The 25,414-nt window shown below is 71.0% G+C and carries 24 protein-coding genes; 12 read left to right on the forward strand and 12 right to left on the reverse strand.

What is annotated here, in order from left to right; translation table 11 throughout:
• The first annotated feature begins 279 nt into the window (after positions 1–279).
• Both AB0F88_RS43095 and AB0F88_RS43100 read left to right on the forward strand, forming a co-directional pair.
• Positions 280–1,389, forward strand: coding sequence for an AI-2E family transporter (locus AB0F88_RS43095; protein ID WP_362698035.1), 1,110 nt, complete (start codon positions 280–282; stop codon positions 1,387–1,389).
• Positions 1,390–1,393: 4 nt separating this feature from the next.
• A complete protein-coding gene (locus AB0F88_RS43100; RefSeq protein ID WP_362698038.1) occupies positions 1,394–2,116 on the forward strand; it encodes a DUF6597 domain-containing transcriptional factor in 723 nt (240 codons plus the stop codon).
• A gap of 15 nt (positions 2,117–2,131) precedes the next feature.
• On the opposite strand, the gene AB0F88_RS43105 is transcribed toward AB0F88_RS43100, so the two are convergent.
• The 3 genes from AB0F88_RS43105 to AB0F88_RS43115 all read right to left on the reverse strand — a co-directional run bounded on the left by AB0F88_RS43105 (position 2,132) and on the right by AB0F88_RS43115 (position 6,833).
• Positions 2,132–2,983 carry a PhzF family phenazine biosynthesis isomerase gene (locus AB0F88_RS43105; RefSeq protein WP_362698041.1) on the reverse strand — a complete coding sequence of 284 codons (852 nt, stop codon included), beginning with the start codon at positions 2,981–2,983 and terminating at the stop codon, positions 2,132–2,134.
• A 229-nt stretch (positions 2,984–3,212) separates the two neighbouring features.
• Complete coding sequence (locus tag AB0F88_RS43110) at positions 3,213–4,601, reverse strand: hypothetical protein (RefSeq protein ID WP_362698044.1); 1,389 nt, start codon at positions 4,599–4,601, stop codon at positions 3,213–3,215.
• Positions 4,602–4,802: 201 nt separating this feature from the next.
• On the reverse strand, positions 4,803–6,833 hold the full coding sequence (locus AB0F88_RS43115) for a glycosyl hydrolase family 18 protein (RefSeq protein ID WP_362698047.1): 2,031 nt from the start codon (positions 6,831–6,833) through the stop codon (positions 4,803–4,805).
• Positions 6,834–6,897: 64 nt separating this feature from the next.
• Here AB0F88_RS43115 and AB0F88_RS43120 point away from each other — a divergent pair, with 64 nt between their 5' ends.
• Positions 6,898–7,020, forward strand: a complete 123-nt coding sequence (locus AB0F88_RS43120) for a hypothetical protein (protein WP_362698050.1) — start codon at positions 6,898–6,900, stop codon at positions 7,018–7,020.
• Here the strand turns inward: AB0F88_RS43120 and AB0F88_RS43125 are convergent.
• A complete protein-coding gene (locus tag AB0F88_RS43125) occupies positions 7,004–8,560 on the reverse strand; it encodes a cellulose binding domain-containing protein (RefSeq protein WP_362698053.1) in 1,557 nt (518 codons plus the stop codon). The genes AB0F88_RS43120 and AB0F88_RS43125 overlap by 17 nt on opposite strands.
• Before the next feature lie 187 nt (positions 8,561–8,747).
• Positions 8,748–10,604: a cellulose binding domain-containing protein gene (locus AB0F88_RS43130; protein ID WP_362698056.1), complete on the reverse strand. Its 1,857-nt coding sequence runs from the start codon at positions 10,602–10,604 to the stop codon at positions 8,748–8,750.
• A gap of 970 nt (positions 10,605–11,574) precedes the next feature.
• Between AB0F88_RS43130 and leuE the strand changes: the two genes are divergently transcribed.
• Positions 11,575–12,237 carry a leucine efflux protein LeuE gene (gene leuE, locus AB0F88_RS43135; protein ID WP_362698058.1) on the forward strand — a complete coding sequence of 221 codons (663 nt, stop codon included), beginning with the start codon at positions 11,575–11,577 and terminating at the stop codon, positions 12,235–12,237.
• Between the two features lie 132 nt (positions 12,238–12,369).
• Here leuE and AB0F88_RS43140 read toward each other — a convergent pair whose 3' ends face one another.
• Positions 12,370–12,717: a luciferase family protein gene (locus AB0F88_RS43140; protein WP_362698060.1), complete on the reverse strand. Its 348-nt coding sequence runs from the start codon at positions 12,715–12,717 to the stop codon at positions 12,370–12,372.
• Between the two features lie 292 nt (positions 12,718–13,009).
• On the opposite strand from AB0F88_RS43140, the gene AB0F88_RS43145 reads away from it, so the two are divergent.
• The 3 genes from AB0F88_RS43145 (at position 13,010) to AB0F88_RS43155 (ending at position 15,129) form a co-directional block, all read left to right on the forward strand.
• Entirely contained in the window at positions 13,010–13,669 is a 660-nt protein-coding gene (locus AB0F88_RS43145; protein ID WP_362698063.1) for a VC0807 family protein, read from the forward strand.
• A 115-nt stretch (positions 13,670–13,784) separates the two neighbouring features.
• The gene (locus tag AB0F88_RS43150) at positions 13,785–14,258 is read left to right on the forward strand and encodes a TspO/MBR family protein (RefSeq protein WP_362698065.1); all 474 of its coding nucleotides are present in this window, start codon (positions 13,785–13,787) and stop codon (positions 14,256–14,258) included.
• Positions 14,259–14,508: 250 nt separating this feature from the next.
• Entirely contained in the window at positions 14,509–15,129 is a 621-nt protein-coding gene (locus tag AB0F88_RS43155; protein WP_362698068.1) for a DedA family protein, read from the forward strand.
• On the opposite strand, the gene paaN is transcribed toward AB0F88_RS43155, so the two are convergent.
• Positions 15,113–16,777, reverse strand: coding sequence for a phenylacetic acid degradation protein PaaN (gene paaN, locus AB0F88_RS43160; protein ID WP_362698071.1), 1,665 nt, complete (start codon positions 16,775–16,777; stop codon positions 15,113–15,115). The genes AB0F88_RS43155 and paaN overlap by 17 nt on opposite strands.
• A gap of 34 nt (positions 16,778–16,811) precedes the next feature.
• A complete protein-coding gene (locus tag AB0F88_RS43165) occupies positions 16,812–17,213 on the reverse strand; it encodes a lipocalin-like domain-containing protein (protein ID WP_362698074.1) in 402 nt (133 codons plus the stop codon).
• Positions 17,214–17,423: 210 nt separating this feature from the next.
• Here AB0F88_RS43165 and AB0F88_RS43170 point away from each other — a divergent pair, with 210 nt between their 5' ends.
• The 3 genes from AB0F88_RS43170 (at position 17,424) to AB0F88_RS43180 (ending at position 20,448) form a co-directional block, all read left to right on the forward strand.
• A complete protein-coding gene (locus tag AB0F88_RS43170) occupies positions 17,424–18,254 on the forward strand; it encodes a DMT family transporter (RefSeq protein WP_362698077.1) in 831 nt (276 codons plus the stop codon).
• Between the two features lie 8 nt (positions 18,255–18,262).
• The gene (locus AB0F88_RS43175) at positions 18,263–19,507 is read left to right on the forward strand and encodes a glycosyltransferase (protein ID WP_362698080.1); all 1,245 of its coding nucleotides are present in this window, start codon (positions 18,263–18,265) and stop codon (positions 19,505–19,507) included.
• Between the two features lie 233 nt (positions 19,508–19,740).
• The gene (locus AB0F88_RS43180; RefSeq protein ID WP_362698083.1) at positions 19,741–20,448 is read left to right on the forward strand and encodes a DUF998 domain-containing protein; all 708 of its coding nucleotides are present in this window, start codon (positions 19,741–19,743) and stop codon (positions 20,446–20,448) included.
• Positions 20,449–20,488: 40 nt separating this feature from the next.
• Here the strand turns inward: AB0F88_RS43180 and AB0F88_RS43185 are convergent, their stop codons facing one another.
• Both AB0F88_RS43185 and AB0F88_RS43190 read right to left on the reverse strand, forming a co-directional pair.
• Entirely contained in the window at positions 20,489–21,604 is a 1,116-nt protein-coding gene (locus AB0F88_RS43185; RefSeq protein WP_362698086.1) for a serine hydrolase domain-containing protein, read from the reverse strand.
• Positions 21,605–21,678: 74 nt separating this feature from the next.
• Positions 21,679–22,350 (reverse strand): DUF4097 family beta strand repeat-containing protein, encoded by a 672-nt coding sequence (locus tag AB0F88_RS43190; RefSeq protein ID WP_362698089.1) that lies wholly within the window; start codon positions 22,348–22,350, stop codon positions 21,679–21,681.
• A 222-nt stretch (positions 22,351–22,572) separates the two neighbouring features.
• On the opposite strand from AB0F88_RS43190, the gene AB0F88_RS43195 reads away from it, so the two are divergent.
• Both AB0F88_RS43195 and AB0F88_RS43200 read left to right on the forward strand, forming a co-directional pair.
• Positions 22,573–23,298, forward strand: a complete 726-nt coding sequence (locus tag AB0F88_RS43195; protein ID WP_362698092.1) for a helix-turn-helix domain-containing protein — start codon at positions 22,573–22,575, stop codon at positions 23,296–23,298.
• A gap of 253 nt (positions 23,299–23,551) precedes the next feature.
• Positions 23,552–24,484: an acyl-ACP desaturase gene (locus AB0F88_RS43200; RefSeq protein ID WP_362698095.1), complete on the forward strand. Its 933-nt coding sequence runs from the start codon at positions 23,552–23,554 to the stop codon at positions 24,482–24,484.
• Positions 24,485–24,642: 158 nt separating this feature from the next.
• On the opposite strand, the gene AB0F88_RS43205 is transcribed toward AB0F88_RS43200, so the two are convergent.
• Positions 24,643–24,939: a hypothetical protein gene (locus AB0F88_RS43205; RefSeq protein WP_362698098.1), complete on the reverse strand. Its 297-nt coding sequence runs from the start codon at positions 24,937–24,939 to the stop codon at positions 24,643–24,645.
• A gap of 41 nt (positions 24,940–24,980) precedes the next feature.
• On the reverse strand, positions 24,981–25,211 hold the full coding sequence (locus AB0F88_RS43210; protein ID WP_362698101.1) for a hypothetical protein: 231 nt from the start codon (positions 25,209–25,211) through the stop codon (positions 24,981–24,983).
• Between the last annotated feature and the right edge of the window lie 203 nt (positions 25,212–25,414).

A 25,414-nucleotide genomic window follows, 5' to 3' on the forward strand; every position in this document is an offset into this window, starting at 1 on the left:
CTCTCGACTCGATCCCGCCGAACCCGCTAGGATTGCGACTGCCCCGTTTCCAGGGCAACCCCTCTAACTTACTCCAACATCCGGTCGTTGTCCAACCGGACTTCGGCGTGACGCATGCGTCCCGACGAAGGGAAGTGATCAGAAGGAGGGTCCCGAGGCTCCGGCGATCTCCGCCGACCCCCTCGGGCCTGTGAACTCTATGTACGCCGCCGAGCTCCGTCAAATCGAAGAGCGCGCCCCGCCATGACGTGTTTCTCACCCGCTGGGTAGAGATCCGTCATGACGGACCAAAGAGTGTTGCCCAGGGCGCTCGTCGTGCTCCTCTGCGCCGCGGGCGCCGTGGTCACCCTGGCGGGAATCAGAGAGATCGGGTCGATCGTCGGGCCGGTGTTGCTGGCCCTGGTTCTGGTCCTGGCGGTCTCCCCGGTAAGGACATGGCTTCGCGAACGCGGGGCTCCCGGCTGGACGCTGGTGGCGGTCCCCCTCGCGATCGTGCTGCTGGTGCTCCTGGGCATGGTGGCGATCCTGACCGTGGCGGTCGCGCAGATGGCGGCCCTCGCGCCCACCTATGACGCGCAGTTCAACCAGCTCGTCGCGGAGGCGCAGCAGCAGGCGGCCAGGCTCGGCATCGGCACCCAGCAGATGAACGAGGCGATCAACTCCTTCGATCCCGGCAAGATCTTCGCGCTCGCGCAGGGGTTCGTCTCAGGACTGCTGGGCGTGTTCTCCGGCCTGGTCCTCGTCATCGTCCTGCTCCTGGCCATGTGCCTGGACGCTCAGGCCTTCTCCAGGATCCTCGCCATGGGAGCGGCGCGCAGGCCCCTGCTCATCGAGGCACTCAGCAACTTCGGCCACAAGACCCGCCGCTATCTCCTGGTCTCGACGGGGTTCGGGCTGGTCTGCTCCGCACTGGACGTGGCCGCGCTCTGGATCCTCGGCGTGCCACTCCCCCTCCTCTGGGGAGTACTGGCACTGATCACGAACTACATCCCCAACGTCGGTTTCATCCTGGGACTGATCCCGCCCGCCCTGCTCGGTCTCCTGGAGGGCGGGCCGAAAACCATGATCTTCGTGATCGCCGCCTACATATTGATCAACTTCGTGGTGCAGTCACTGATCCAGCCGAAGTTCCTCGGTGACGCCGTCGGCCTGTCCACCACCGTGACCTTCCTCTCGCTCATCCTGTGGACGTTCCTGCTCGGCCCGCTGGGCGCGCTGCTGGCCATCCCGCTCAGCCTGCTGACCCGGGCGCTGCTGATCGACAGCGATCCCGACGGTGACTGGGCCGCCGCTCTCGTCTCCGGGGACGTGCCCGACGACGGGCGATCCGGCGCGGGGAAGAAGCCTGGCGGGGGGCAGGAGAAGACTCCTCCTTCGCCCGTACCCTGAGGTCATGTATCGCGAGTGGGCGCCGGACTCCCGTCTCGCCGGGCGGGTGGCCTGCGTGTGGAGCAACGAGGCCACCTCCGTCATGACGCAGCTGGTCGTGCCCGACGGCTGCGTGGATCTGATCTGGGGACCGAAAGGGGCGCTTGTCGCGGGGCCCGACACGGGCCCGAAATCCGTCCGGATGACGCCGGGCAACCGCTACACGGGGATCCGGTTCAGACCCGGCGCGGTGGGCGAGCTGTTCGGCGTGCCGCTCGACAGCCTGCGCGACCTGCGGGTGCCGCTGTCCGACCTGGGACCGTTCGCGGAGCTGTCCGAGCTGGAACCGCTCACCGCGCAGGCCGGGCCGGAGCCGTTCTCCGACGTCGTACAGCGGGCGCTGGCCGTACGGCTGCGCGCGGCGCCCGGCCCCGACCCGGCCGCGCCCGCGATCGCCGAGGCACTGCGGGCGGGCCGGAGCGTCAGGGAGGTGGCCTGGGACCTGGGGTTCGGCGAGCGGCAGCTCCTGCGCCGGTCCCTGCGGTCCTTCGGGTACGGCCCGAAGGTGCTGCAGCGGGTGGTCAGGTTCCAGCGGGCACTGCGGCTGGCCAGGCGCGGCGTCACGGCGGCCGAGGCCGCCGCGGTCAGCGGGTACGCCGACCAGGCGCACATGGCGAACGAGGTACGGCGGCTGGCGGGAGTGCCCCTGGGCCGGTTGCTCGACCAGCCCGGCGACGGGACCACCTGACCGGACCGGTGCGGGTCAGGCGGTCTCCAGCGCCACCGCTCCGCCGCTCACCCGGCTGCGGCCGTCCGGGGAGGCGATCGAGACCTTCAGCGTGCTGGGCCGCCCCATGTCCACCCCCTGGATGACCGTGAACTCCGGGGAGCCGTTCCCGAGAACACGCAGGTAGCCGCCGAAGGCCGCGGCGGCGGCCCCGGTGGCGGGGTCCTCCACGACGCCCCCGACCGGGAACGGGTTGCGGGCGTGGAACCGCTCGTCGCTCTCCCGCCAGAACAGGTTCACCGTCGTCCAGCCTTCGCGGGTCATCAGCGCCTTCAGCCGCTCGTAGTCGTAGTCGAGGCCGGCCAGGCGTTCGCGCGAGGAGGCCGCGAGCACGAGATGCTCGACGCCGCCGAACGCGACGTGCGGAGGGAAGGCCGGGTCGAGCTCCTCGTGGGACCAGCCGAGGGCGGCGAGGGCCTCCTCCAGCGCTTCCTCCGCGACGGGCCGTGAGCGCGTGGGGACGCTGGTGAGCGTGGCCCGGAGCGCGTCGTCGGCGATCTCGGTGTCGACGACGATCTCGCCCGCGTTGGTGTCGAACGCCAGGCGCCCGGTCCCGAGGCGTTCGGCCAGCACCACCGAGGTGGCGATCGTGGCGTGCCCGCAGAACGCCACCTCCGCCGAGGGGGCGAAGTATCGGACCCGGAAGGCGCGTCGCTCGTCGTCGCGTGCGGTCACGAACGCCGTCTCGGAGTATCCGACCTCGGCGGCGACGGCCAGCATCTCCGCGTCGGAGAGCCCGGCCGCGTCGAGGACGATCCCGGCGGGGTTGCCCCCCTCGGGGTCGTGGGTGAAGGCGGTGTAACGCAGGATTTCCACGGTGCTCGTCACAGAACCGGAATTTACCAGCCTCCCCGGGCCGCGCCGGTGCCCCGTCACGCGGCGGTGACGGGGCGGGCGTACCCCTGGGAGCGCGGGCGTACCCCCGGGATCGGGCGACCCGGACGGACCCAGGGCCGAGGGCGGGGCCACAGGACCAAGGGGCTGAGGGGCTGAGGGGCTGAGGGGGGAAACGACCGGCGCGTTCAGGCGGGCATCGGGGTCCGGACGCCGCGAGACGTCAGGCGGACGCCGGAACAGGTGCCGAGGGGGGTGGTCCCTCGGGAGAGGCGACGGGCGCGCGGGGGACACGGCGTCCCCACGGCATGGCGAGCGCCAGGATCGGCAGCAGCACGATCGAGGCCTGCGACCAGACGACGTGGAGACTTCGCCAGGTGGCGGAGTCGAACTGCGTCATGTAGAGGTAGCCGTAGCCCGCCCAGAGGGAGACGCCGATGATCGCCGGCCACGCGAAGCGGGTGGGACGGGCGATCAGGAACGGCATGAACCACAGGAGATACTGCGCGCCGAGCCTGGGGGTGACGACCATGAAGGCGAGCAGCAGCGCCGTGGTGAGGTCGATCGGGTCGGCGCGGCGCCACACGAAGGCCACCGCCAGCATGGTGACGTAGATCAGGCGGGTGCCGAACGTGGCGAACCCCTGGTGCAGGTCGTTGACGCCGTGCATGCCGACGGCGGTCCAGCCCCACTGGCCGACGATCGGGCGGACGTCCTGGATCACCCGGATGACCTCGGGGATCTGGCTCAGCGAGGTGCCGGCGAAGATCGGCAGGGTGACCAGGAAGAAGACCGGCGCGATGCCCGTGGCCACGAACGCCACGGCGCGGGCGCGGAAGGTGGGCAGCAGCAGGAGCATGCCGGGGATGAGCCAGATCGGCCAGCTCTTGGCGCACAGCGCCAGTCCCATCAGCAGTCCCGCGAACAGGGCTCGGCGCAGGGACTGCCGGTCGCCCTCGCGCGGGGTGAGCGCCCCGCGGAGCACCCCCTCGGGGCCGAAGGCGTGCCGTACGGCGCCGGCGAGGCCGTGCAGCGCGACGCTCTGCCGGGCCAGCGCGAGCGGGTTGGTGGTCATGCCCGGCCGGTCGGGGTCGCCGGGGCCCCGGGCCACGACGAAGGCGGCGACGCCGAAGACCAGGGCGACCGGCTCGACCTGGCCGTGGACGGAGGCCACGAGGATGGCCAGCGGGTTGCAGGCGTACTGGAAGGCGCGCAGCGACGCCCTGGGCCCTCCGGCGAGCTTGCCGACCAGCGGGATCAGCACGATGTCGGCGACCACGGTGACCAGGCGACCGCCGATCTCCCAGGGGATGCCCAGCCAGAGCAGGAGGCCGTAGACGTAGGGGATGGTCGGCAGGAAGTGCCAGCCTCCCGAGCTGCCCAGAACGGGGTCCTCGCGGTTCAGGACCGCCTCGCCGGCGGGCTTGAAGCTGTTGACGAAGTCGACCGGTTGCCAGGTGTCCACCGCCGAGGTGGCCATGATGAGCACCCGGAAGGCTATTCCGACCCCCAGGATGACCAGCAGCGAGGGTCTCCAGCCCTTCCACTGCGCGACCAGGGCGAGCACGACACCGAGAACGAGGACGAACCCCGTGAGAATTGCGTAGTCCATGACGGCCCCTAGCCTGCCGGACCTGGCGACCAACCAGCCACCCGGATCTCCAAACCGAGACCACTCTGCCAGTTTTCCCGGCCTCGGGAATCCGGGCCGTCACGGCGGGCGACCGCCTCCGGGTACGGGTGCGCACGCCCTCGGAGACGGAAGGGTGAACCTCGCCGCCGGAAGTCCGTCTCCCCCGGCGGCGAGGGGCTTTCAGCCCAGGCCGTCGAGATAGGCCCGGTGGCTGCGGGAGAACTCGAAGGCGTTGTACCTGTCCCAGTTGATCGACCAGGTCATCAGGCCGCGCAGGTTCGGGTAGACCCCTCTCGGCCGGTACGACCCGCAGTTGGTCCCCTTGGCCAGGCAGTCGAAGGCCTTCTGGACCTCGGCGACCGTGGTGAAACCGTTACCCGCGAACGGGGCGGCGGGCAGGCCGATGGCGACCTGGTCCTGGCGCAGGGCGGGGAAGACGTTGTTCGGGTTGCCCGCGACGGGGAAGCCGGCGAGCAGCATGTCGGTCATGGCGACGTGGAAGTCGTGGCCGCCCATGGTGTGGTACTGGTTGTCCAGCCCCATGATCGGTCCGGAGTTGTAGTCCTGGACGTGCAGCAGGGTCAGGTCGTTGCGCATCGCGTGGATGACGGGGAGGTACGAGGCGGCCCGCCGGTCGGCGGAGCCGTTGGGGCCCGGGCCATAGAACTGGTAGCCCAGCTGGACGAAGAACGTCTCGGGGGCCATGGTCAGCACGAACCTGGCGCCGTACCTGGCCTTGAGGGTCTTGAGCGCGGAGATCAGGTTGACGATGACCGGGGTGGTGGGGGCGGACAGGTTGGTGTCGCCGTTGTCGAGATAGAGGGAGTGGCCCTCGAAGTCGATGTCCAGCCCGTCGAGGCCGTACTTGTCGATGATGGCGCCCACCGACTGGACGAACTTGTCGCGCGCGGCCGTGGTGCTCAGCTGGACCTGGCCGTTCTGGCCGCCGATCGAGATCAGCACCTTCTTGCCGAGTGCCTGCTTGGCCCGGATCCCGGCGATGAACTCGGCCTCGGACTCGACGTTGGGGCACTCGGCGACCGGGCACTGGGTGAAGCGGATGTCTCCGGAGGTCACCGAGGTGGGCTCGCCGAAGGACAGGTTGATGACGTTCCACTCGTTGGGCACGTCCGCCATCCGGGTGTAGCCGGAGCCGTTGGCGAAGGAGGCGTGCAGGTAGCCGACCAGCACCCGCTTGGGCAGGTCGCCGGGAGGCGTGCCGGTGACGGTCGCGGAGACCGCGCCGGATTTCGCCGACTCACCGGCGGAGTTGGAGGCGCTCACCTGGTAGCTGTGCGTCCCCGCGCCCGGGGTGTCGGTGTAGGAGGTCGCGGTGGGGGTGCCGACCCTCGTCCCGTTCCGGTAGACGCTGTAGCCGGTCGCGCCCGAGGAGGCGTTCCATCTCAGCGAGACGCTCGTGCCGCTGACGGTGGCGGCCAGCCCCGACGGTACGGGCGGGGGCGGGGGCTGGTCGTTGCCGACCGTCACGGAGACCGCGCCGGACCGCGCCGACTCTCCCGAGGCGTTCGTCGCGCTCACCTGGTACGAGTGGTTGCCCGCGCCGGGGGTCTCGGAGAAGGTGGTCCCGGTGGCGGTGCCGACCCTGGTGCCGTTGCGGTAGACGTTGTAGCCGGTGGCGCCCGAGGAGGCGGTCCAGCTCAGCGAGGCGGTGGTGGCGTTGCCGGTGCCGGTGAGCCCGGTGGGCGTCGCGGGAGGCTGCCCCTGCCCCGGCGCTCCGTCGAGGACGACGTCGTCGGCCTGGTAGACGCCCTGGCCGTACCAGCCGTTGACGTGGATCGTCACCGAGGTGGTCGAGGCACCGGTGGTGAACGAGGTCGACAGCTGGGCGTAGGACGACGGCGAGGACGTCCACGTGCTGGGGTCGGTCCCGCCGGTTCCGGTCGCGCCGAGGAAGACGTAGCCGCCCCTGACCCAGGCCGACAGCGTGTAGGCCGAGGACGGCCTGACGCTGACCGTCTGCCGGCAGCGGGCGGTGTCGTTCCCGGCCGGTGTGGCCTGCAGGGCGCCGGTCCCGCCGTGTACGGGTGAGGAGACGGTCGTGGCGCCCGAGGAGGCGGAGCAGGTCCACCCGCTCAGCCCGTTCTCGAAGCCCGGGTTCGTCGCGATGTTGGCCGCGTGGGCCGGTGTCGCGGCCAGCATCGTCCCGCCGAGCGCCAGTACGGCGGCCACGGCGAGTTTCCTGAGGTACATCCGATTTACCCCGCAAAGATCTTTAGGAGGGTGTCGTGGGGGTACGGCCCGTACCCCGGGCGGGGTGCGGGCCGTACGGGCCGTACGGGTCGTGCCGGTCGTACGGGTCGTGCCGGTCGTACGGGTCGTGCCGGCCGTGCCGGCCGTGCCGGTCGTACGGGTCGTGCGGGTCAGAAGCCGGCGGTGACGCGGGTGAAGTCCCAGTCGTTCTGGGCGATCCCGCTGCAGTGGGCGGCCACGCCGCCGCCCGGGCAGGGACGGTCGCGGTTGACCGCCCAGTAGGCCAGGCGGGTCAGGCCCTTGGACCTGGCCCAGTCGCGGATCTGCGTCCAGGCCGCCAGCGTGGTCAGTTCCTGCTGGTCGGACAGGCCGTTCATGCCGGAGATGCCCATCCGGGCGTACGCCTGCGCGTCGGTCCAGCCGTTGGCGGCCTTGAGCGCGTTCTTCAGGCCCTCGGAGGCGCTGACGGTGGCGTTGTAGATGTTGGAGGCGCCGAAGTTGAACGGCATGATCGTGTAGTTGTCGATCGGCACGGCCAGTGCCCTGGCCTGGTTGATCAGGCGGACGCCGGCCGGGGTCGGGCCGGTGGTGTCGGTGCCGAAGGTGACGACGATCTTGATGTTCGGGTTGTTCTGCTTGACGATCTTCAGGCCGTTGAGGATGCGGTCCTGGACGGTGTAGTTCTCGAACTCGTCGTTGTTCTCGATGTCGAAGTCGACGACCGCGGGGCCGACGGCGTTGATGACCTGCTGCACGGCTCCGGCGTAGGCGGCCGGGGTGGAGCAGTTCGGGCCGAGCTTGTTGCCCGACCAGCCGCCGAAGGAGATCTGCACGCTGCCGCCCGCTGCCTTGATCTGGTTGATCGCGGTCTGGTCGGTGCCGCCGGTCAGCGGCCGGTTGCCGTCCCAGCGCGGGGTGCAGCCGCCGCTGGACAGGATGAACGCCATGGTGAAGGACTTCACGCCGGTGGCGTTCATGACGGTCACGGGGTTGGGCGGGTTGCCCCAGCCCATGTAGAGGTACGGGGCTCCGGCCATCTTGCCGGGCTGCGGGTTGGTGCAGCCGGTGGTGGTGGCGCTCACCGCGCCGCTGGCCGCCGACTCGCCCTGGGCGTTGTACGCCTTGACCGTGTACGTGTGCGAGGTGCAGGTGCCCAGCGAGCCGATCGTCGCGCTGGTGCCGGTGACCTGGGCCCGCTGCGTGGACCCCTCGTAGACGCGGTAACCGGTGACCGTGCCGCTGGAGGCACCCCACGACAGGGAGATCGAGGAGTTGGTCGTCCCGGTGACCGACGGGGTGCCGGGCGCGCCCGGCGTTCCGGGGGTGGTGCCGCCGCTACAGGCCGCGCCGTTGAGGGTGCAGTTGGACGGCGTCGCGCTGCCCGGGCTGCCGTTGAAGCCGAAACTCGCGGTCGCGCCGGGAGCCAACGTGCCGTTCCAGCCGACGTTGGTGAAGGTGAAACGCTGCCCGCTACGACTCAACGACGCGTCCCAGAAGGACCCGATGTTCGCCCCTGAAGGCAGATCGAAGGCCACCGACCAGCCGTTGACGGTCGTCGTACCACCATTGGTGATCGTGTACTTGCCCTCGAAACCGGTACCCCAGTCGGAGACCTTGGTGAAGACGGCGGTGGGGGGCGCCGCGAACGCGGGGGTCGCGACCAGTGACAGGCCGAGTGACATGCCGAGCGCGGCCAGGACCGCGGTCAGCGTTCGTCGAAATCTCATGGCTCTTCCTCGGTTGGGGGATGCGAGGTGCTGGGGGTGCGAGGTGCCGGGAGGTCGAAAGACGCGAGGTGCTCGAGGTACGGGATCCGGGGCCTGCCCGGCCCGGTCGTGGGTCGCGCGGTGCCGGGCAGGTCCGGAGATCGGTGGGCCGGGGGTCCGGGGGCGGGAGGTGAGGAGGTTCCGGGGGCTAGGGCAGGGTCGCCAGGTGCGGCTTGACGGTCCTGGAGAAGTTCCAGTTGTTGCTGGCGTCCCAGTTGATGGACCAGGTCATCGCGCCACGGATGCCGGGGTAGGTGCGCGGCGGCACGAAGCTGCCGCAGTTGGTCCTGGTGGCCAGGCAGGTCAGGGCCTGGTTCACCAGGGCGGGGGCGACGATCCCGCCGCCCGCCGCGCCGGGCCCGGCGGGCAGGCCGAGCGCCACCTGGTCGGGGCGGAGGCCGTTCTCCAGCTGGATGCAGGCCAGCGCGGTCATGAAGTTGACCGAGCCCTGCGAGTAGGCGGCCATCTGGTCGCAGCCGAGCATGGAGCCGGAGTTGTAGAACTGGGTGTGGACGACGGTGAGGATGTCCTTGATGGCCAGCGCCAGCTTGAAGTACTCGCCGCCGGTGGACTGCATGTCGATGGTCTGCGGCGCCATCGTGATGATCAGGTTCGCCCCCGCCTTGGCCCGCAGCGATCGGAGCGCCTGGCCCATGTAGGTGGAGTTGAGGCCGTTCTCCAGGTCGATGTCGACGCCGTCGAAGTTGTAGCTCTGCATCAGGGCGTAGACGGTGTCGGCGAACTTGGTCGCGGCGGCGGCGCTGGCCACCTGCACGCGGCCCGCCTCGCCGCCGACCGAGAGGATGACCTTCTTGCCGCGGGAGTGGAGGGTCTGCACGTCGGCCCTGAACTGGGCGTCGGTGTAGCCGCCGAGGGAGGCGGACAGGCCCGGGTCGACGCCGAAGACGACCTCACCGGGGGTGGCGGTGGCCTCGCCGAAGGAGACCGCGATCAGGTCGTACTCGTTGGGCACCGCCGACAGCCGCAGCTCGACGGCCGGGTTGTCGAAGTTGTGCCAGTAGCCGGTGAGGAAGTGCTTGGGCAGCGGGCCGCCGCCGGTGCAGCCGTTCGTGGTCGCGCTCGCCGGGTCGCTCCTCTGGCCCTCGCCTGAGGAGTTGTACGCCGCCACCGTGTAGGTGTGCGCCTCGCAGACGCCCAGCCCCGACACCGTCGCGCTCGTGCCGGTCACGGTCGCCCTCACCGTGGACCCCTCGTAAACCCGGTAACCCGTCACCGTCCCCGAGGACGCGCCCCACGACAACGCGACGCTGTTCGTGCCGCCGGTCGCCGACAGCGCGCCCGGCTTGCCGGGAGCACCGCTGTTGCAGCCGGTGGTGGTGGCGCTCACCGCGCCGCTGGCCGCCGACTCACCCTGGGCGTTGTACGCCTTGACCGTGTACGTGTGCGAGGTGCAGGTGCCCAGCGAGCCGATCGTCGCGCTGGTGCCGGTGACCTGGGCCCGCTGCGTGGACCCCTCGTAGACGCGGTAACCGGTGACCGTGCCGCTGGAGGCACCCCACGACAGGGAGATCGAGGAGTTGGTCGTCCCGGTGACGGTCGGATTCCCCGGTGTCCCCGGGGTGACGGGGGTGGTGCCGCCGCCGCACGCGGCGCCGTTGAGGGTGCAGTTGGACGGGGTCACACCGCCCGGGCTGCCGTTGAAGCCGAAACTCGCGGTCGCGCCGGGAGCCAACGTGCCGTTCCAGCCGACGTTGGTGAAGGTGAAACGCTGCCCGCTACGACTCAACGACGCGTCCCAGAAGGACCCGATGTTCGCCCCCGAAGGCAGATCGAAGGCCACCGACCAGCCGTTGACGGTCGTCGTACCACCATTGGTGATCGTGTACTTGCCCTCGAAACCGGTACCCCAGTCGGAGACCTTGGTGAAGACGGCGGTCGCCGAGGCGGCCTGGGCGGGAAGCGCGACCGTCATCGCCAGGACGAGGGCCGCCAGGGCGACGAGAGAACGAGCGATGGCGCGTAATTTCACGTTGACCTCATGCATTCCGTGGGGGTGACCGTACGACCCGCGCCACGCGGGGGGTGCGCGGGCGCGAACGTGGACGCGGGCCGTACGGCGGGGTGGGCACGGCTCCGGCCGGGGGAGCGTTCCGTCGACCGGCGCGGGACGCCGGAGACCGCCGGGTTCAGCGAGTCGTCACCGGGTCGCCGGCGCCTGGGCCGCCGTCACGCGCTCTGGACGCCGCCGACCGGCGTGCGGTGCCGGCGGGATCCGGTGCCGGCGCTTCGAGGACGGGCCGCGCCCGCCCTTCGGGAGGGTCGGGGGCTCGGCGGCGTCCGTGGGCGCGTGCTCACTCGTGGTTCCCGGGCGCCGGCGCTCACCCATGGCTCGCGAACCCCGGCCGGGGGCCTCGGGACGGGCGGAGGCGGCGACGGCGGCGCCGATGGTGGCCCCGGCGGCCGTGCCGACTGCAGCTGGGGTCGCGGTGGCCGGGACGGCCGTGTCGCCGGAGGCGAGGGGGCGGGGGTGGGCAGGCCGCGGTGAGGGCTTGCAGCCGCAGTCAGGACAAGTAAGGAAAAGGTGCGCCGCATGATCGCTCCCATGGACGTGGAACCTGGGGGGTGAGGCGTCCGGACGGTCGGACCTTCAGCAGCGACGGCCGCCGCCGCCGAGTTTTCGCAGCTTGAAATCGGTCGGAGGGGAGGCACGGGCCATGGGCACCCCCAGTCGGCATTTCTTTTAGGAAAGTTTCCTAAGAGTTGTCGCGATCGTAGCCTTGACAGACCCTTGCCACAAGGCCCAAAAACGTCGGCCTCCGGCGCCGTGCCTGGGCACGTTCCTCCGCCCGCCCTCGGGCGCGCGGAGGAACGGCACGGCGACCCCCCACCCGCCGCCCCTCCCCCGCCCGTCGCTCCCTTTCGTCACTCCCGTCCACGGAAAACCCGGAAAGAGAGATAAGCACCTTTAGGCGGTACGGTAATGACGCATCCGTAACGCCCCCTGGAGTATCGACGTGTTCTTCGGCATCACCGACATCTGGACATACGTGGTCGGCGCCTTCTTCATCATCCTGTTGCCCGGCCCGAACTCGCTCTACGTGCTCAGCACCGCCGCCCAGCGCGGGGTGCGGCAGGGGTACCGGGGGGCGATGGGGGTCTTCGTCGGCGACACCGTCCTGATGGTGCTGGCGGCGGCGGGAGCCGCCTCCCTGCTGAAGTCGACGCCGCTCCTGTTCAACGTCGTCAAGTACGCCGGTGCGGCCTACCTCGCGTGGATCGGCTTCCAGATGCTCCGGTCGGCCTGGAGCTCGCGGCGTTCGCCCGACGCCGGGAGCGAGGCCGCGAAGGCGGCGCCCGGCCGGGAGGGGATCACGGAGAACCCCTTCCGCAAGGCCCTGATCGTCAGCCTGATGAACCCGAAGGCGATCCTGTTCTTCATCTCGTTCTTCATCCAGTTCGTGGACCCCGCCTACGGCACCCCCGCGGTGTCCTTCCTGATCCTGGGCGCGATCTGCCAGCTGTTCAGCGTTCTCTACCTGTCGGCGCTGATCTTCGGCGGGACGTTCCTGGCCGGGCAGTTCCGGGCCCGCCGCGGACTGTCGACCGGGCTGCGGACAGGCGTGGGCGCGCTGTTCATCGGCTTCGGGGCGAGGCTCGCCACCGCGACCCTCGGCTGACGCCGCCCACCGCCGCCCTCGGCCGACACCGGCCACCGCGGGCCAGGACGACACCGGTCACCGCGAACCCGGACGGCACCGCCCACCGCCGCCCTCGGCCGACACCGGTTACCGCGGCCCGGACGATGCCGGCTACCGCGGGCCCTGGTTGACCTTGATCGCGACGCTGACGAGCGAGAGGAACAGCTCGGCGTCGGCCCGGCCCTCGATGGACATGGCCACCCATCCGGCGTCGGCGCCGGGGGTGATCCGATGGCAGTCGGTGAGCACCCTCGCCCATTTGTCGATCATGGGTTTGGTGAGGAGCAATTCCGCGGTGTGATCGCCGGACATCCTGACGATCTCCCTGCCGCCGGCCCGGAATCCCAGCCCTTTCCTGGTGCGTTTCAGCGCCAGGTCCGGCCAGCGGACGAGCTGGGCGGCCACATTCTCGACACCCTCGGTGGAACGGCGGAACGCGTGCGTGCGCAGCACTGCCATGCCTCTCATGGTCGCGGACCGGACCCGATCAGGAAAGCTCCCGTTTCTCAACCGTTACCGGCATAGTGATCCTTTTCGTGAATCGTAATGATCCGCACCTGTCTCATCCGTTATTGCAGTGTTATTGAGTTGTTTTCACGAGAGCACGGCACGGGGTCAGGTACGGTGAGTGGCCGGTGAACACCGGAAGCAACCCTCTCCGCAACCCCTCGCGACGGCCTGACATGCCCGTGTCATGCCGGGGTAGGCGTGAACGCCCAGCGCCTGCCACCGCACCAGCCCGTGGAGCGTCATGAGCCACCAGCCCATCGTTCTCCCCCGCCTCACCGCTCTCGCCAGGCAGGCGGCACCGAAGCTGCTGGAGGGCGTCGTCGCCCCCCTCGCCGTCTTCTACGCCGCGCTGGCCCTCCTCGGCCTGAAGGGCGCGCTGATCGCGGCGGTCACCTGGGTGTACGCGGGGGTGGGGTGGCGGCTGGTCCGGCGGATTCCCGTGCCCGGCACGATGATCCTCGCCATCATCGCGATCACCGTACGGGCGCTGCTGGGGTTCTGGACCGGGAGCGCGGTGATCTACTTCCTCCAGCCGGAACTCGGGACGATCTGCATCAGCATGGTCTTCCTCGCCTCGGTGCGGTTCAACCGCCCGCTGGTGCAGAAGCTGACCCTCGACTACATCCACCTGCCCTCGGCGGTGCTGAAACACGAGCGGGTCCGCCGGTTCTTCGCGCGCATCACCCTGCTGTGGGCCTTCGTGCTGCTGGCCAACTCCGCGGTGAGCATCTGGCTCCTGCTGCACGAGTCGATCGGCACCTACCTGCTGGTCCGCACCACGGCCGTGGCCGCGATCAGCGGCCTGGCGGTGGCCTTCTCCCTGTACGCCTTCCGCCGGATGCTGCGCCGCCTGCACTACGACCCCGTCGCCACCCCGGCCGTCGCCGCTCCGCCCGCCTAGAACCGCCCCACCCGCCCGGGAACGTTCCACCCGCCCGAACCCCCGCCAGGATCCGGTTCCCCTACGGGAAACCGCGGCGCGGTAGACGCGCGAATAAGGGGGCAGGGAGGTCTCCATGGTCATCGCGGATCAACCGAAACGCTGGGCCGGGTTGCCGGTCTTCGCCGTCGCGCTCGTGCTGGTGGCGGTGGTGGGATCGCTGGCGGCCGTCGACGCCGGGGGCGAGTACCTGTCGCTGGAGCGGCCGCCCTGGGCGCCGCCGCGGTGGCTGTTCGGCCCGGCCTGGACGGTCCTGTACGTCATGATCGCCCTGTCCGGCTGGCTCGCCTGGTCGGCGCGCGGCCTGACACCGGCGCTCGGCGTCTACGCGGTCCAACTGGTCCTCAACGCCGCCTGGACACCGCTGTTCTTCGGCGCCGGCCAGTACGGCCTGGCGTTCGCGGAGATCGTCGTCCTCTGGCTCACGATCGTGCTCAACATCGTCATGTTCCGGCGGATCAGCCGCCCGGCCGCCTGGCTGCTGGTGCCCTACCTGCTCTGGGTGACGTACGCGGCCTCGCTGAATCTCGCCATCTGGCAGCTCAACTGAGCGGTGTCTCCAGCGTCTCCAGTGGTCTCCACCCTGAGGAGGAGGGAGCCCCGACCGAAGAGGGGGGTGGCCCAGGCCGTTCGGGCGATGTGACCGGCTCCGCCCGGTTTCTAGAGTCGACGGGACACGGACCCCCGGTGATCTCAGGGATGTGATCCGAGAACACCGGGGTTCCTCCCTGATGCCCTGAGAGTCACCGGGCCGTCAGCGTGCTGCGTGAGACATTCGCGACCCCCGGCTGGAGCCCGACGTGACACAGGCCATCCTCGACGTCCTGCACGATGTGATGACATCCCCATGGATCTACCTGGCGCTGTTCGCGCTGGCGATGCTCGACGGCTTCTTCCCCGTGGTCCCGGCGGAGACGTCCGTCATCACGGCCGGGGTGTTCGCCGCCGCCACCGGCGCGCCCGACCTGCTCCTGGTGATCGTGGTGGCCGCGGTGGGCGCGTTCGCGGGCGACCACATCTCGTACGCCATCGGGCGTACCACCAACGACCGGCTGCGCAACGGCAGGCGCAGCCGCAAGGCGTTCGCCTGGGCGGAGCGGGCGCTGGCCGAGCGGGGCGGGCTGGTCCTCGTGGTGGCCCGCTACATTCCCGGCGGCCGGACCGCCTGCACCCTGACCATGGGCGCGGTCGCCTATCCCCGGCGCTCCTTCGCCCTCTTCGACGCCCTCGCCGCGGTGACCTGGGCGGTCTACTCGGGGGTGATCGGCTACGTGGGCGGCGCGGCCTTCGAGCACGACCCGATCAAGGGCCTGCTGCTCGGTCTCGGCATCGCCCTGGCGGTCACCGTCGCGGTCGAGGCCGTCCGCTACCTCCGCCGCCGTTCCGCGCCGGAGGCGGAACCGGTCACCTCCGGTGACTGACGGCCGGGCGGCGCGACTGCGTGACGCGGAAGCGCCCGGACACGAAGGCGTCGTCGGTGAGGGAGGCGTTCCCCGCCGGATTGAGCCCGCTGACGTGGTAGTCGCTGTAGGCGGCGGAGAAGTTGAGCGGCATCGGGCCGGTGAGGTTGGAGGTGAGCGCGGCGCCCGCGAGGGCGAAGGCGTCCTCGGCCCGGTCGACGAAGTCCTCGTCGACCGAGTAGCAGAAGGCGGTGATCGCGCCCTTGTCCCTGGCGTCGGCGGAGGCGGTCCGTAGCGCGGCCTCCCGGTCCTCGGCGGGGACGAGGAAGGCGACCGGCCCGAAGCGCTCCTCGCCGTAGACCGCCGGGTCCTCGGTGGCGAGCAGCAGCGGACCGCTGGTGCGCGCCGCGGGAAACTCCGGGTGCTCGTACGGCGCGGCGTCCAGGAGCACGCCACCCCGGCCGCGCAGCTCGTCGAGCAGGGCGAGCGTGGCGGGCGACTGGATGGCCGCCAGCACGGAGGCCGCCCGCCTGGGCACGGTGGAGATCTGCCGTACGGCCTCCGCCAGGGCCTCGCCGACCTCCTCGAACGAGACCGTTCCCGAGGAGGTCCGCACCCCGGCGCGGGGCACGAAGATGTTCTGCGGGCTGGTGCACATCTGCGCGGAGAACAGGCAGAGCGACCCGGCGACGGCCCGCAGCACGGGCGCGAGGTCGTCTGCGGAGTCGAGCACGACCGCGTTGAGTCCCGAGGTCTCGGTGTAGGAGATCGCGGGGAAGGCGTTCGCCTCCACCCAGGCGCCGAACGCGGCGCTGCCGGTGAAGTCGACGATCCGGCAGGCGGGGTGGCCGATCAGTTCCTTGGCGATCGGCGCCTCGACGGTGTCGACGGCCAGGGTGACCAGGCCGGGGTCGAACCCTGCCCCGGCGAGGACCTCGCGGCAGGCGGCGACCGCCAGCGCCATCGGCAGCACCGCGGTGGGGTGCGGCTTGACGATCACCGGGTTGCCGGTGGCGAGGTTGGCGAAGATCGCCGGGTAGGCGTTCCAGGCGGGGAAGCTCGCGCAGGTGACGACGACAGCGACGCCGCGCGGCACGATCCGGTAGCGCTTGTCCAGGCTGAGCTCGGAGGTGCCGAAGCCGCGGGTCCAGGTCGCGTGCGGGGTGACCCGCTCCATCGCCGACCAGGCGGCGGCGATCGCCTCGATCCCCCGGTCGAGGGCGTTCGTGCCGCTGCCGGTGAAACTCATCGCCGCGCTCTGACCGGCGGTGTGCATGGTGGCGGGCACGAACTCGAAGGATCGCTCGTAGATCCGGTCGCAGGCGGCCAGGCAGAGGTCCGCCCTGGTCTCGGGAGTGGCGCCGCGCCAGGCGGGCCAGGCGGCCAGAGCGGCCCGGTAGACCTCGCCGGCGCTCGCGACCGGGTAGGCGACGCCCAGCGGCTCGCCGGTGTAGGGCGAGACCTCACCCGGGGCGACGGCGTGGGAACCGGGGTGTTCCGGCAGGTCGAACCGGCCGCCGAGGCGGGACTCGTGGGCCTTGCGTCCGGCCTCCCGCGCGGCCTCGCCCCCGGGGTGGCGGGAGGGCGCGTCAGGGTAGGCGTTCCAGCTCTCCCTGGTGCTCCTGGCCTCGACCGCCCGCGCGAGCCGTACCGAACGCTCGGCGTTCACGACCGCCTCCGGATCCGTACAGAACGCACGATGTTCACGACCGCCTCCAGATCAGGGTGTGCCACCGGCAGCCCTCGCCGGCCGCCAGGACCAGCCGGTCACCGTCGGCGTTCAGCTCCCGGACCTGGACGGTGCCCGCGAAGGCCGGGTTGAGCGCCACCTCGACGTCATGGGCGACGTGACCGTCGCGGACCTCGTAGCGGCCCGCGTAGGCGAAGAACGACGTGAACGCCTCGGCCAGCGCCTCCGGGGGCGCCTGCCGCGGGCCGGCGCCGGGCAGCGGGGCGCGCCCGGCCCGCGCGATGGTCACGCTCATGTGGCCGTCGGGGGTGTAGCAGAGCAGGCCCACCGCGTCCGTGCCGAAGGGGTGTGAGACCCGCCCGTCGGCACCGACGATCCGCCACTCGACCAGGTGCCAGGCGCCCACGAGATCCATGCCCGAGAAACTACGATAAGAGAAGCCAGCAGGTCAACAGCCCCGACGCGAATCTCGGGGAATTCCCTGCGAAGTCAGGGTGAACCCCTATGGCTCCGGCACCTCCCCGCACGGGACGCTTCGACTGTTCATCCCGAACCCCTCAACGGACGCCTCCTCGAGGCGATCCGGTCATCTCGCCATGTCTTCATCTGCTTGGAAGGAGTGTGCATGACCGTGCTCGCGGCCGGCCTGGCGTTGCTGGGATCCCTGTTCTTCGCACTCGGTGCCGCTCTGCAGCAGTTCGAGGCGGCGAGCACGTCCCGCGCCGGTCTCCGGTACCTGGCCAGGCGCCCCCGGTGGCTGCTCGGCGGCCTCGCCATCGCGGCCGGCACGGCCCTGCACATCGTCGCGCTGAAGTACGGCCCGCTCACCCTCGTGCAGCCGATGGGCGTGGCCAGCCTCCTGTTCGCCCTGCCGTGCGCCGCGGCCCTGCAACGCCGCAGGCCGCGGCCCGGCGAGCTGGCCTCGGCGGCGGTGATCGCCATCGGGCTGATCGGCCTGGTGCTGGTCGTGCCCGAGCACGGCGGGAACCCCCACCTCAGCACCGGGGAGGCGGTGGCCCTGCTCGCGGGGGCGGCCACCGCCGCCCTGGTGCTGTGGGCCCTCGCCAGGCGGGCCTCCCCCGCCGCGCGGGCCTGCCTGCTCGCCACGGGCGCGGGCGTGCTGTACGGCGCGACCGCCACGCTCACCCGCGTCCTGGTCGACGGCGACTGGGAGCCGTGGTTCCTGTTCGCCGTCCCGATGCCCGCCGTGATCGCGCTGGCGCTGCTCCAGCGCGCCTACGCCGTCGGCCACTTCGGCGTGGCGTTCGCCGCCCTGCAGGTGGCCGACCCCCTCACCGCCGTCGCCTTCGGCGCCCTCCTGCTCGGCGAGCCCCTGCCGACCGGCGCGGCGAGCACGCTCACCGCGCTGGCGGCGGCCGCGCTCACCGCCGCCGGGACCGTCGCGCTGGCCCGTACCACCCCGATGTCCCCCTCACATGACGTGACAGCACGATGAACCGCACGATGAACGGAGCACCGATGGTCATGCCGGCCACCGCCCCCCTTTACACCTACACCCCCGCGCGGACCCCGGCCCTTCTCGCCACCCGGCCCCGCCGGGTGCTGATCGGGGCCGACACCTACCCGCCGGATGTGAACGGCGCCGCCTACTTCGCCCACCGGCTCGCCCAGGGCCTGGCCGAGCGGGGGAACGAGGTCCACGTGGTGTGCGCCTCGGACGAGGGACCGGCCAGGACCGAGCAGATGGACGGGGTGACCGTGCACCGGCTGCGCTCGGCGCCGGTGCTGGTCCACCCCACCATGCGGGTCGCGGTGCCGGCCCGGCTGGACCGGCTGATCGACAGGATCGCCCCGGACGTGGTCCACGTGCAGGCGCACTTCGTCGTCGGCCGCGCGGCGATCTCCGCCTCCCGGCGCGCCGGCGTCCCGGTCGTGGCGACCAACCACTTCATGCCGGACAACCTCTTCCAGTTCGCGCACATCCCCGGACGGCTCCGCGAGAAGGCGGGCGCGCTGGCCTGGAAGGACTTCAACCGCGTCTTCTCCAGGGCCGACCGCGTCACCACGCCCACCGAGATCGCGGCCGGGCTGCTCACGGGCAAGGGATTCGGCCCGCCGGTGGAACCCATCTCCTGCGGCATCGACCTGGCGAGGTTCCAGCCGCGCGCCGAGCCTAAGGCGTGGGCCCGCAGGGCCTTCGGCCTGCCCGACCGGGACACGATCGTGTTCGTCGGCCGGCTGGACGAGGAGAAGCGCCTGGACGAGCTCGTCCGCGCCCTGCCGCACGTGCTCGTCCACACCGACGCGCAGATCGCGCTGGCCGGAACCGGCGGGCAGCGGGCCGCGCTCGCCAGGCTGGCCGACCGGCTCGGGGTCGGGGACCGGGTGTCCTTCCTCGGGTTCGTCCCCGACGAGACGCTGCCCCAGGTGTACGCCGCCGGTGACGTCTTCGCCATGCCGGGCGTCGCGGAGCTGCAGAGCATCGCCACGCTGGAGGCCATGGCCAGCGGCCTGCCGGTCGTCGCCGCGGACGCGATGGCCCTGCCGCACCTGGTACGGCCCGGCGAGAACGGCCACCTGTTCCGGCCCGGCGACGTCCTGGAACTGGCCCGCCACCTGGGCGCCCTGCTCTCCTCCCCCGGGACGCGTGCCGCGATGGGCGCCGCGAGCCGCGCCATCGCGCTGACCCACGACCACCAGGCCTCCCTGACCAGGTTCGAGCGGATCTACCAGGAGGTCGCGCGATGAGGCCGGAGAGGATCCGCCAGGAGATGAGACCGGGCTTCGAGACGATCCACCGGGAAGTGGGACCGGACCTCGAGACGATCCACCGGGAAGTGGGACCGGACCTCGAGACGATCCACCGGGAAGTGGGACCGGACTCCGAAGCGGCACACCGGGAGGTGACGCGATGAACTCCGAAGCGGCACACCGGGAGGTGACGCGATGAACTCCGAAGCGGCACACCGGGAGGTGACGCGATGAACGAGGGCCCGCCGTCCCGCTGGCCCGGCGTGGCCGGGCCGCTGTCCGCCCTGGCCGCGATGGGCTACGCGCACCTGGTCGCGGCCGACACGGTGGACCCGATGAACGGCCTGATCAGCGACTACGCGCTGCGCGACGACAGCGCCTGGGCCATGGTGGGCGGCACGATCGCCCTGGCGGTGGGCTGCCTCTGGGTCGCGTACCTGCTGGCCCGGGTGGCGCCGGTGCGCGGCGCCGCCTCGCGCGCGCTGTTCGTGGCCGCGGCGCTGGGACTCCTCCTCACCGCCGCGTTCCCCACCGACGCGGCGCCCGGCGTCGTCTCGATCGCCGGGGAGATCCACCGCTGGTCGGCGGCCGTGGTCTTCACCGCGCTGCCCTGCGCGGGGTGGATGCTCGGCCGCCGGACGGGGAACGGGCCGCTGGCGACGGTCTCCGTCCTGTCGGCGCTGTTCCTCGCCTGGTTCCTGGCCGCCCACCCGGGCTCGCTCGTCTCGGACCTGATCGGCGGCGCCGACCACTACGGCCTGGTGCAACGGCTGCTGGTGCTCTGCGAGACGACGCTGATCCTCCTGGCCGCCCTCTGGCCGGGGCACCCCGCCCGCCGGCCGGCGGTGCCGGGGCGGAGCACGACGATCCCCGCCCAGCCGGGCCCGGACGACACCCGGCATCCTCGCCGGCCGATCCGGTCGCGGCTGGGGACTTGATCGACGACGGAGCGGTCAGTCCCACGCCGCTCGTCCCCGCCTACCGAGCCGGCCCGGCCTGCCCGCTGCCGAACACCTCTTCGATGAGCCTTCGCGTCGCCTTCTGGAACGCCTCCCCCAGGGACATCTCGACGTCGTCCACATAGTTCAGCGCGGCGATCAGGGTCTTGCCGCCGCCGGGCGTGCCGTACATCAGCGCCGCGTGGCCCGCCATGCCTCCGTTGTGGGAGATGACGGTGCCGCCCTCCGTGGTCAGCACGAACACCCCCAGGCCGTAGTCCATGTCCGGGACGCCCGTCGGGTACGGGGTGCACATCTCGGCCAGTAGCGGGGCCGGCAGGAGCTTGCCGCCCAGCAGCGCGGAGACGAACGTGTGCAGGTCCTGGACGGTCGAGATCATGTCGCCGCCACTGGAGATCCAGGAGGGGTTCTGGCGGGTGACGTCGACCGTCTTGTGCTCGCCGGCCTCCTCGTACCGGTAGTAGGCGTGGGCGTGCGGGCCGGGGATCTCCGGGCCGTCGGGCACCAGGGTGCCCGACAGCCCGAGCGGACCCAGGATCAGCCGCTGCATCTCCTCGGCGACCGAGCGGCCGGTGACCTTCTCGATCAGCAGCCTCACCAGCACGTAATTGGTGTTGGAATAGCTCCAGCCCGTCCCCGGCTCGAACCGCGCCGGCTTGGACAGCGCCAGCTCCACCAGCTCCTGCGGCCGGTAGGTCTTGAACCGGTTGTCCACCCACTCCTGGCCCGCGGTCGTGGCGGGGATCCCCGGCGCGTACGTCCCGTCGTCGTAGTACTCGCCGGTGAAGTTGAACACCCCGCTGGTGTGCTGCAGCAGCATCCGCACGGTGATCCGCTCGTCCAGCCCGAACCCGGGCAGGTAGTCCGCCGCGGGGGTGTCCAGCCCGATCGTGCCCTCGGCCACCAGTTGCAGCGCCAGGGTCGCGGTGAAGGTCTTGGTGTTGCTGCCGATCCGGACGTGCCCGTCGATCGGCGGCCTGGCGATCCCGCCCCGTTCGGCCACACCGGCGCTGCCGCTCCACACGCCCCGCTCGTCGTGCACGCGCAGCGTCATCCCGGTGAAACCGGAATCGACGATCTCCTCGATGACCTTCCGCAGTTCCGGGCGGTCCTGGTCGGCAAGGGTGACGGACATGGTGGTGTGCTCCTTCGTAAGCGGTGGGAAATCCAACTGATCGGACAGGGGTGCCGCGTCCGCGGGCGTCCCTCTCACAGGCTGCGGGCGGTGATGTCGCCGTAGGCGGTGGTCGCGTGGATGGTCAGGGCGGCGTCGGCGCCGTCGGTGTTCCTGAGCGCGTTGTGGATCCGGCCGTAGGAGGTGCCGGCGTCCAGGGTGGCGGAGACTCCGCGGGCGGCGCCGACGGAGATCCCGCCGGACTCGGTGCGCAGCACGACCGTGCCGCGCACGGCCTCGGTGATGTGGAGGTCGCCCTTCTGGGTGCTGATCTCCGCGGGACCGCCCAGGCGGTCGACCCAGAGGTCTCCGGCGAGGAGGGTGAGGCGGGCGCTCGCCGCCTCGTCGATCTTGACCGAACCCTGCGCGCCCTCGAAGGTGACGTCGCCGAACCGTCCGACGCCCCGGAGTTCGGCGCCGGCCGCCTTCGCCTCGACGCGGGAGCCCGCGGGCAGCCGGACCGTGACCTCGACGGATCCCGAAGCGCCGAGGATCTGGTTCTTCCCCTCCGGTGCCTTGATCCGCAGGACGCCGTCGCCGTATGCGACCTCGGTCTGCTCGGCCGCCTTCACGTCGCGGCTCTTCGAGGCGTTCGCGGGGAGGACCTCGACCACGGTGTCGGCCCGGTCGGCGGCGATGAGCTGGATGCGGCCGGCGGGGACGTCGAGGACGGCGGTCACCGGGGCGGGGGTGTCGAACTTCTGCATGGTGTCTTCCTTCGGCTTGCTGTTTCCGACACTGGAAACACTACGTTGCATTTCCGTATGTGGCAACAAGCTCATTGTGCTCAGACGCTGAATCCGCAGCTCATAGCCGATAATGTGTTGCAATGCTTTTGAAATCAACGCAATGATCACCGCCCTGACCGTTGCAATGGTTCGAGAGTGAACGCTAGGCTGGGGACACCACGGACCACGAGGAGGACCGCGATGCCGGGAGGCAGACTCACCCAGCAGGACCGTCGGCAGATCGCGCTGGGACTGGCCGACGGCCTGGCCTACGCGGAGATCGCCAGGGGTCTCGACCGCCCGACCTCGACGATCACGCGTGAGGTGATGCGCAACGGCGGCCCCACCGCCTACCGCGCCGACCTGGCCCACCGCGCCACCGAACACCGCACCCGCCGCCGCAGGCGCGCCACGCCCGGCGACCCCGACGCGCCCCGGCGGACGCACGGGCTCGACGACGAGGCCGTGCGCGAGTACGAGGAGGTGCTCGCCGCCGTCTTCATGCAATCCGGCCTGCCCAGGATGACGGCCCGGGTGCTGGCCGGCCTTTACACCACCGACACCGGCAGCCTCACCGCCTCCGAACTCGCCGGTCGCCTCCGGATCAGCCTGGCGTCCGTCTCCAAAGCGATCACTTTCCTCGAAGGCCAGGGCCTCATCCGCCGGGAACGCGACGAACGCCGCCGCGAGCGCTACGTCGTCGACGACGACGTCTTGTACCAGTCGACGATGGCCAGCGCCCGCGCCACCGCCCACCTCGGCGAGGTCGCCCGGCAGGGCGTCGGCATCATCGGCCCCGGCACACCGGCCGCCGCCCGCCTGGAGAACATCGCCCGCTTCGTCGAGTTCGTCTCCGAGAGCATCGCCCGCGCCGCGGACCAGGCCCGCGAGATCCTCCACACGAAACCCGGGAGGAGTTCGGACTGAGCCGCGCCGGGTTCGACGGAGGCTGTTTCGACGGAGGCTGTGATGCACCCCGGGTTCGGCGGGGTCGGCTTGGTCGGCTCCCATGCCGGGTGGACGTCCGATCGCCACTCAAGCCGCGGCTGACGGCTGACGGCGAAGAGGCTCCCTTGAATCGCCCACGGGTGAGTAAATGAGACATGCGGCACGTACCCATCACGTCTTACCTACGCTAACGTAGGTTACGGTTGCGTAGTCTTCGAGGGAGAAAAACCTGATGCGAGAGTTCAGTGAGACCGAGCTGCTGCTCGAGCTTGAGCCTGTCGTCGCGGGGGAGCTGGACCGGCACCACAAGGTGGCCAAGGAGTGGTTCCCGCACGAGTACGTCCCCTGGTCGGAGGGACGGAACTACGACGGCCTCTACGGCGGGGACGCCTGGGTCGAGACCGACACCAAGATTCCCGAGGAAGCCCGCATCTCCCTCATCGTCAACCTGCTGACCGAGGACAACCTCCCCAGCTACCACCACGAGATCGCCACGACCCTGGGTCGCGACGCGGCGTGGGGCACCTGGGTGCACCGCTGGACCGCCGAGGAGGGCCGCCACGGCACCGCCATCCGCGACTACCTGACGGTCACCCGCGCGGTCGACCCGGTCGAGCTGGAGCGGGCCCGGATGGTGCACATGAGCGAGGGCTTCACCAACTCCTACGAGGGCGTGCTCGCCTCGGTGGCGTACGTCTCCTTCCAGGAGCTGGCCACCCGCATCTCGCACCGCAACACCGGCAAGGCCTCCGAGGACCCGAACTGCGAGCGGCTGCTCGCCAGGATCGCCGCCGACGAGAACCTGCACATGCTCTTCTACCGCAACCTGCTCAACGCGGCCTTCCAGCTCGCCCCCGACCAGACGATGCGCGCCGTGACCGACGTCGTCACCACCTTCCAGATGCCGGGAACCGGCATCGAGGGCTTCACCCGCAAGGCCATGACCATCGCCAACGCGGGCATCTACGACCTGCGCCTGCACATCGACGACGTCCTGCAGCCGGTCCTGCGCCAGTGGGACGTGTTCAACATGAAGAACCTCGGCGCCGAGGGCGAGAAGGCCCGCGAGGAGCTCTCCGACTTCCTCGGCAAGCTGGAGACCACCGCCTCCCGATTCGTCGAGCGCCGCGAGGCCCGCCGCGCCCGCCAGGCCGCCGGCGCCTGATCCCTCTTCCGGCCGCCGCGTTCCTCTTCGCGGTACCGCATCCCCGTCCGGGCCACCGCGGCATCCGCTTCGCGGCGGCCCGGCGCCGACCGCCGTCGCCCGGTCACCGGGCACGCTCCACGGAGCATGCCGAGGCGGAGCCGTGTCCTGCCGCGACCTCAGCCGCGCGCGCGGATCAGCATGACCAGCCCGGCGACGAACGACCCGAGCAGGACCGGCGACAGGACCGCGAGGCCGCCCCACACGAAGAGGCCGAGATAGCCGAGCGCGGACGAACCGTACGCCGGGTCGGCGTCGGCGGCCGCGAACAGCCCCAGGCCGAGGACGACACCGGCCACCGTGAGCGCGATCGGCGTCCACAGGAGGGCGCGGGCCCACACGCGATACCTCCGGCTGCGGACACGCCGGGCCGGCGGCACGTTCGGCTGCGGGGGAAACCCGACGGATTCGCTCATGCCGCATTTGTACCAGCTCGCGTGGGTCCCGCACCGCGGGTTCAGCGGTCCTGGCGGCCTTCACGTTCCCGGTGTGCCCTGGCTGCCCGACGGCGCAGGTTGACCCGGCCCTGCCATTCGTAGAGCGCGTCGTACCCCGCCATGCCGAGCGCGATCAGGCCCAGGAGGCCGGTGATCACCGTGACCGGGATCAGGTTCAGCGCCCTGCACAGCACGGCCACGACCAGGAGCCCGACGCCGACACCGAGGCTCCACCTCCCAAGGCCGCTCATGTCGCCACCAGCTCTCCGGGCAGCGCGCGCGGCCCGTTCGTCCCGACTTCCTGGAGTGTGTATGTCACCGGTGTCCGTTCGTCGTCGTGCCCGTTGCCCCGCAACACGCGGAGTACGCGGAGTACGGAGCATAGAAGATCCCCATGCCGGGCGTGTCCGGTCGTTCTGACAACATCGCCAATTCGTCGGACATGACCTGGCTG

This window comes from Streptosporangium sp. NPDC023963 (assembly GCF_040639135.1).
Taxonomy (GTDB): Bacteria; Actinomycetota; Actinomycetes; order Streptosporangiales; family Streptosporangiaceae; genus Streptosporangium.

What these genes read in the sequence shown, in the direction of transcription:
- AB0F88_RS43165 (WP_362698074.1), bottom strand. Translation starts at nt 17,213, where the DNA reads ATGGATCTCGTGGGCGCCTGGCACCTGGTCGAGTGGCGGATCGTCGGT.
- AB0F88_RS43170 (WP_362698077.1), top strand. Translation starts at nt 17,424, where the DNA reads ATGACCGTGCTCGCGGCCGGCCTGGCGTTGCTGGGATCCCTGTTCTTC.
- AB0F88_RS43130 (WP_362698056.1), bottom strand. Translation starts at nt 10,604, where the DNA reads ATGCATGAGGTCAACGTGAAATTACGCGCCATCGCTCGTTCTCTCGTC.
- AB0F88_RS43145 (WP_362698063.1), top strand. Translation starts at nt 13,010, where the DNA reads ATGAGCCACCAGCCCATCGTTCTCCCCCGCCTCACCGCTCTCGCCAGG.
- AB0F88_RS43125 (WP_362698053.1), bottom strand. Translation starts at nt 8,560, where the DNA reads ATGAGATTTCGACGAACGCTGACCGCGGTCCTGGCCGCGCTCGGCATG.
- AB0F88_RS43095 (WP_362698035.1), top strand. Translation starts at nt 280, where the DNA reads ATGACGGACCAAAGAGTGTTGCCCAGGGCGCTCGTCGTGCTCCTCTGC.
- AB0F88_RS43115 (WP_362698047.1), bottom strand. Translation starts at nt 6,833, where the DNA reads ATGTACCTCAGGAAACTCGCCGTGGCCGCCGTACTGGCGCTCGGCGGG.
- AB0F88_RS43175 (WP_362698080.1), top strand. Translation starts at nt 18,263, where the DNA reads ATGAACGGAGCACCGATGGTCATGCCGGCCACCGCCCCCCTTTACACC.
- AB0F88_RS43150 (WP_362698065.1), top strand. Translation starts at nt 13,785, where the DNA reads ATGGTCATCGCGGATCAACCGAAACGCTGGGCCGGGTTGCCGGTCTTC.
- AB0F88_RS43185 (WP_362698086.1), bottom strand. Translation starts at nt 21,604, where the DNA reads ATGTCCGTCACCCTTGCCGACCAGGACCGCCCGGAACTGCGGAAGGTC.
- AB0F88_RS43110 (WP_362698044.1), bottom strand. Translation starts at nt 4,601, where the DNA reads ATGGACTACGCAATTCTCACGGGGTTCGTCCTCGTTCTCGGTGTCGTG.
- AB0F88_RS43180 (WP_362698083.1), top strand. Translation starts at nt 19,741, where the DNA reads ATGAACGAGGGCCCGCCGTCCCGCTGGCCCGGCGTGGCCGGGCCGCTG.
- AB0F88_RS43140 (WP_362698060.1), bottom strand. Translation starts at nt 12,717, where the DNA reads ATGGCAGTGCTGCGCACGCACGCGTTCCGCCGTTCCACCGAGGGTGTC.
- AB0F88_RS43200 (WP_362698095.1), top strand. Translation starts at nt 23,552, where the DNA reads ATGCGAGAGTTCAGTGAGACCGAGCTGCTGCTCGAGCTTGAGCCTGTC.
- AB0F88_RS43100 (WP_362698038.1), top strand. Translation starts at nt 1,394, where the DNA reads ATGTATCGCGAGTGGGCGCCGGACTCCCGTCTCGCCGGGCGGGTGGCC.
- AB0F88_RS43210 (WP_362698101.1), bottom strand. Translation starts at nt 25,211, where the DNA reads ATGAGCGGCCTTGGGAGGTGGAGCCTCGGTGTCGGCGTCGGGCTCCTG.
- AB0F88_RS43195 (WP_362698092.1), top strand. Translation starts at nt 22,573, where the DNA reads ATGCCGGGAGGCAGACTCACCCAGCAGGACCGTCGGCAGATCGCGCTG.
- AB0F88_RS43190 (WP_362698089.1), bottom strand. Translation starts at nt 22,350, where the DNA reads ATGCAGAAGTTCGACACCCCCGCCCCGGTGACCGCCGTCCTCGACGTC.
- AB0F88_RS43205 (WP_362698098.1), bottom strand. Translation starts at nt 24,939, where the DNA reads ATGAGCGAATCCGTCGGGTTTCCCCCGCAGCCGAACGTGCCGCCGGCC.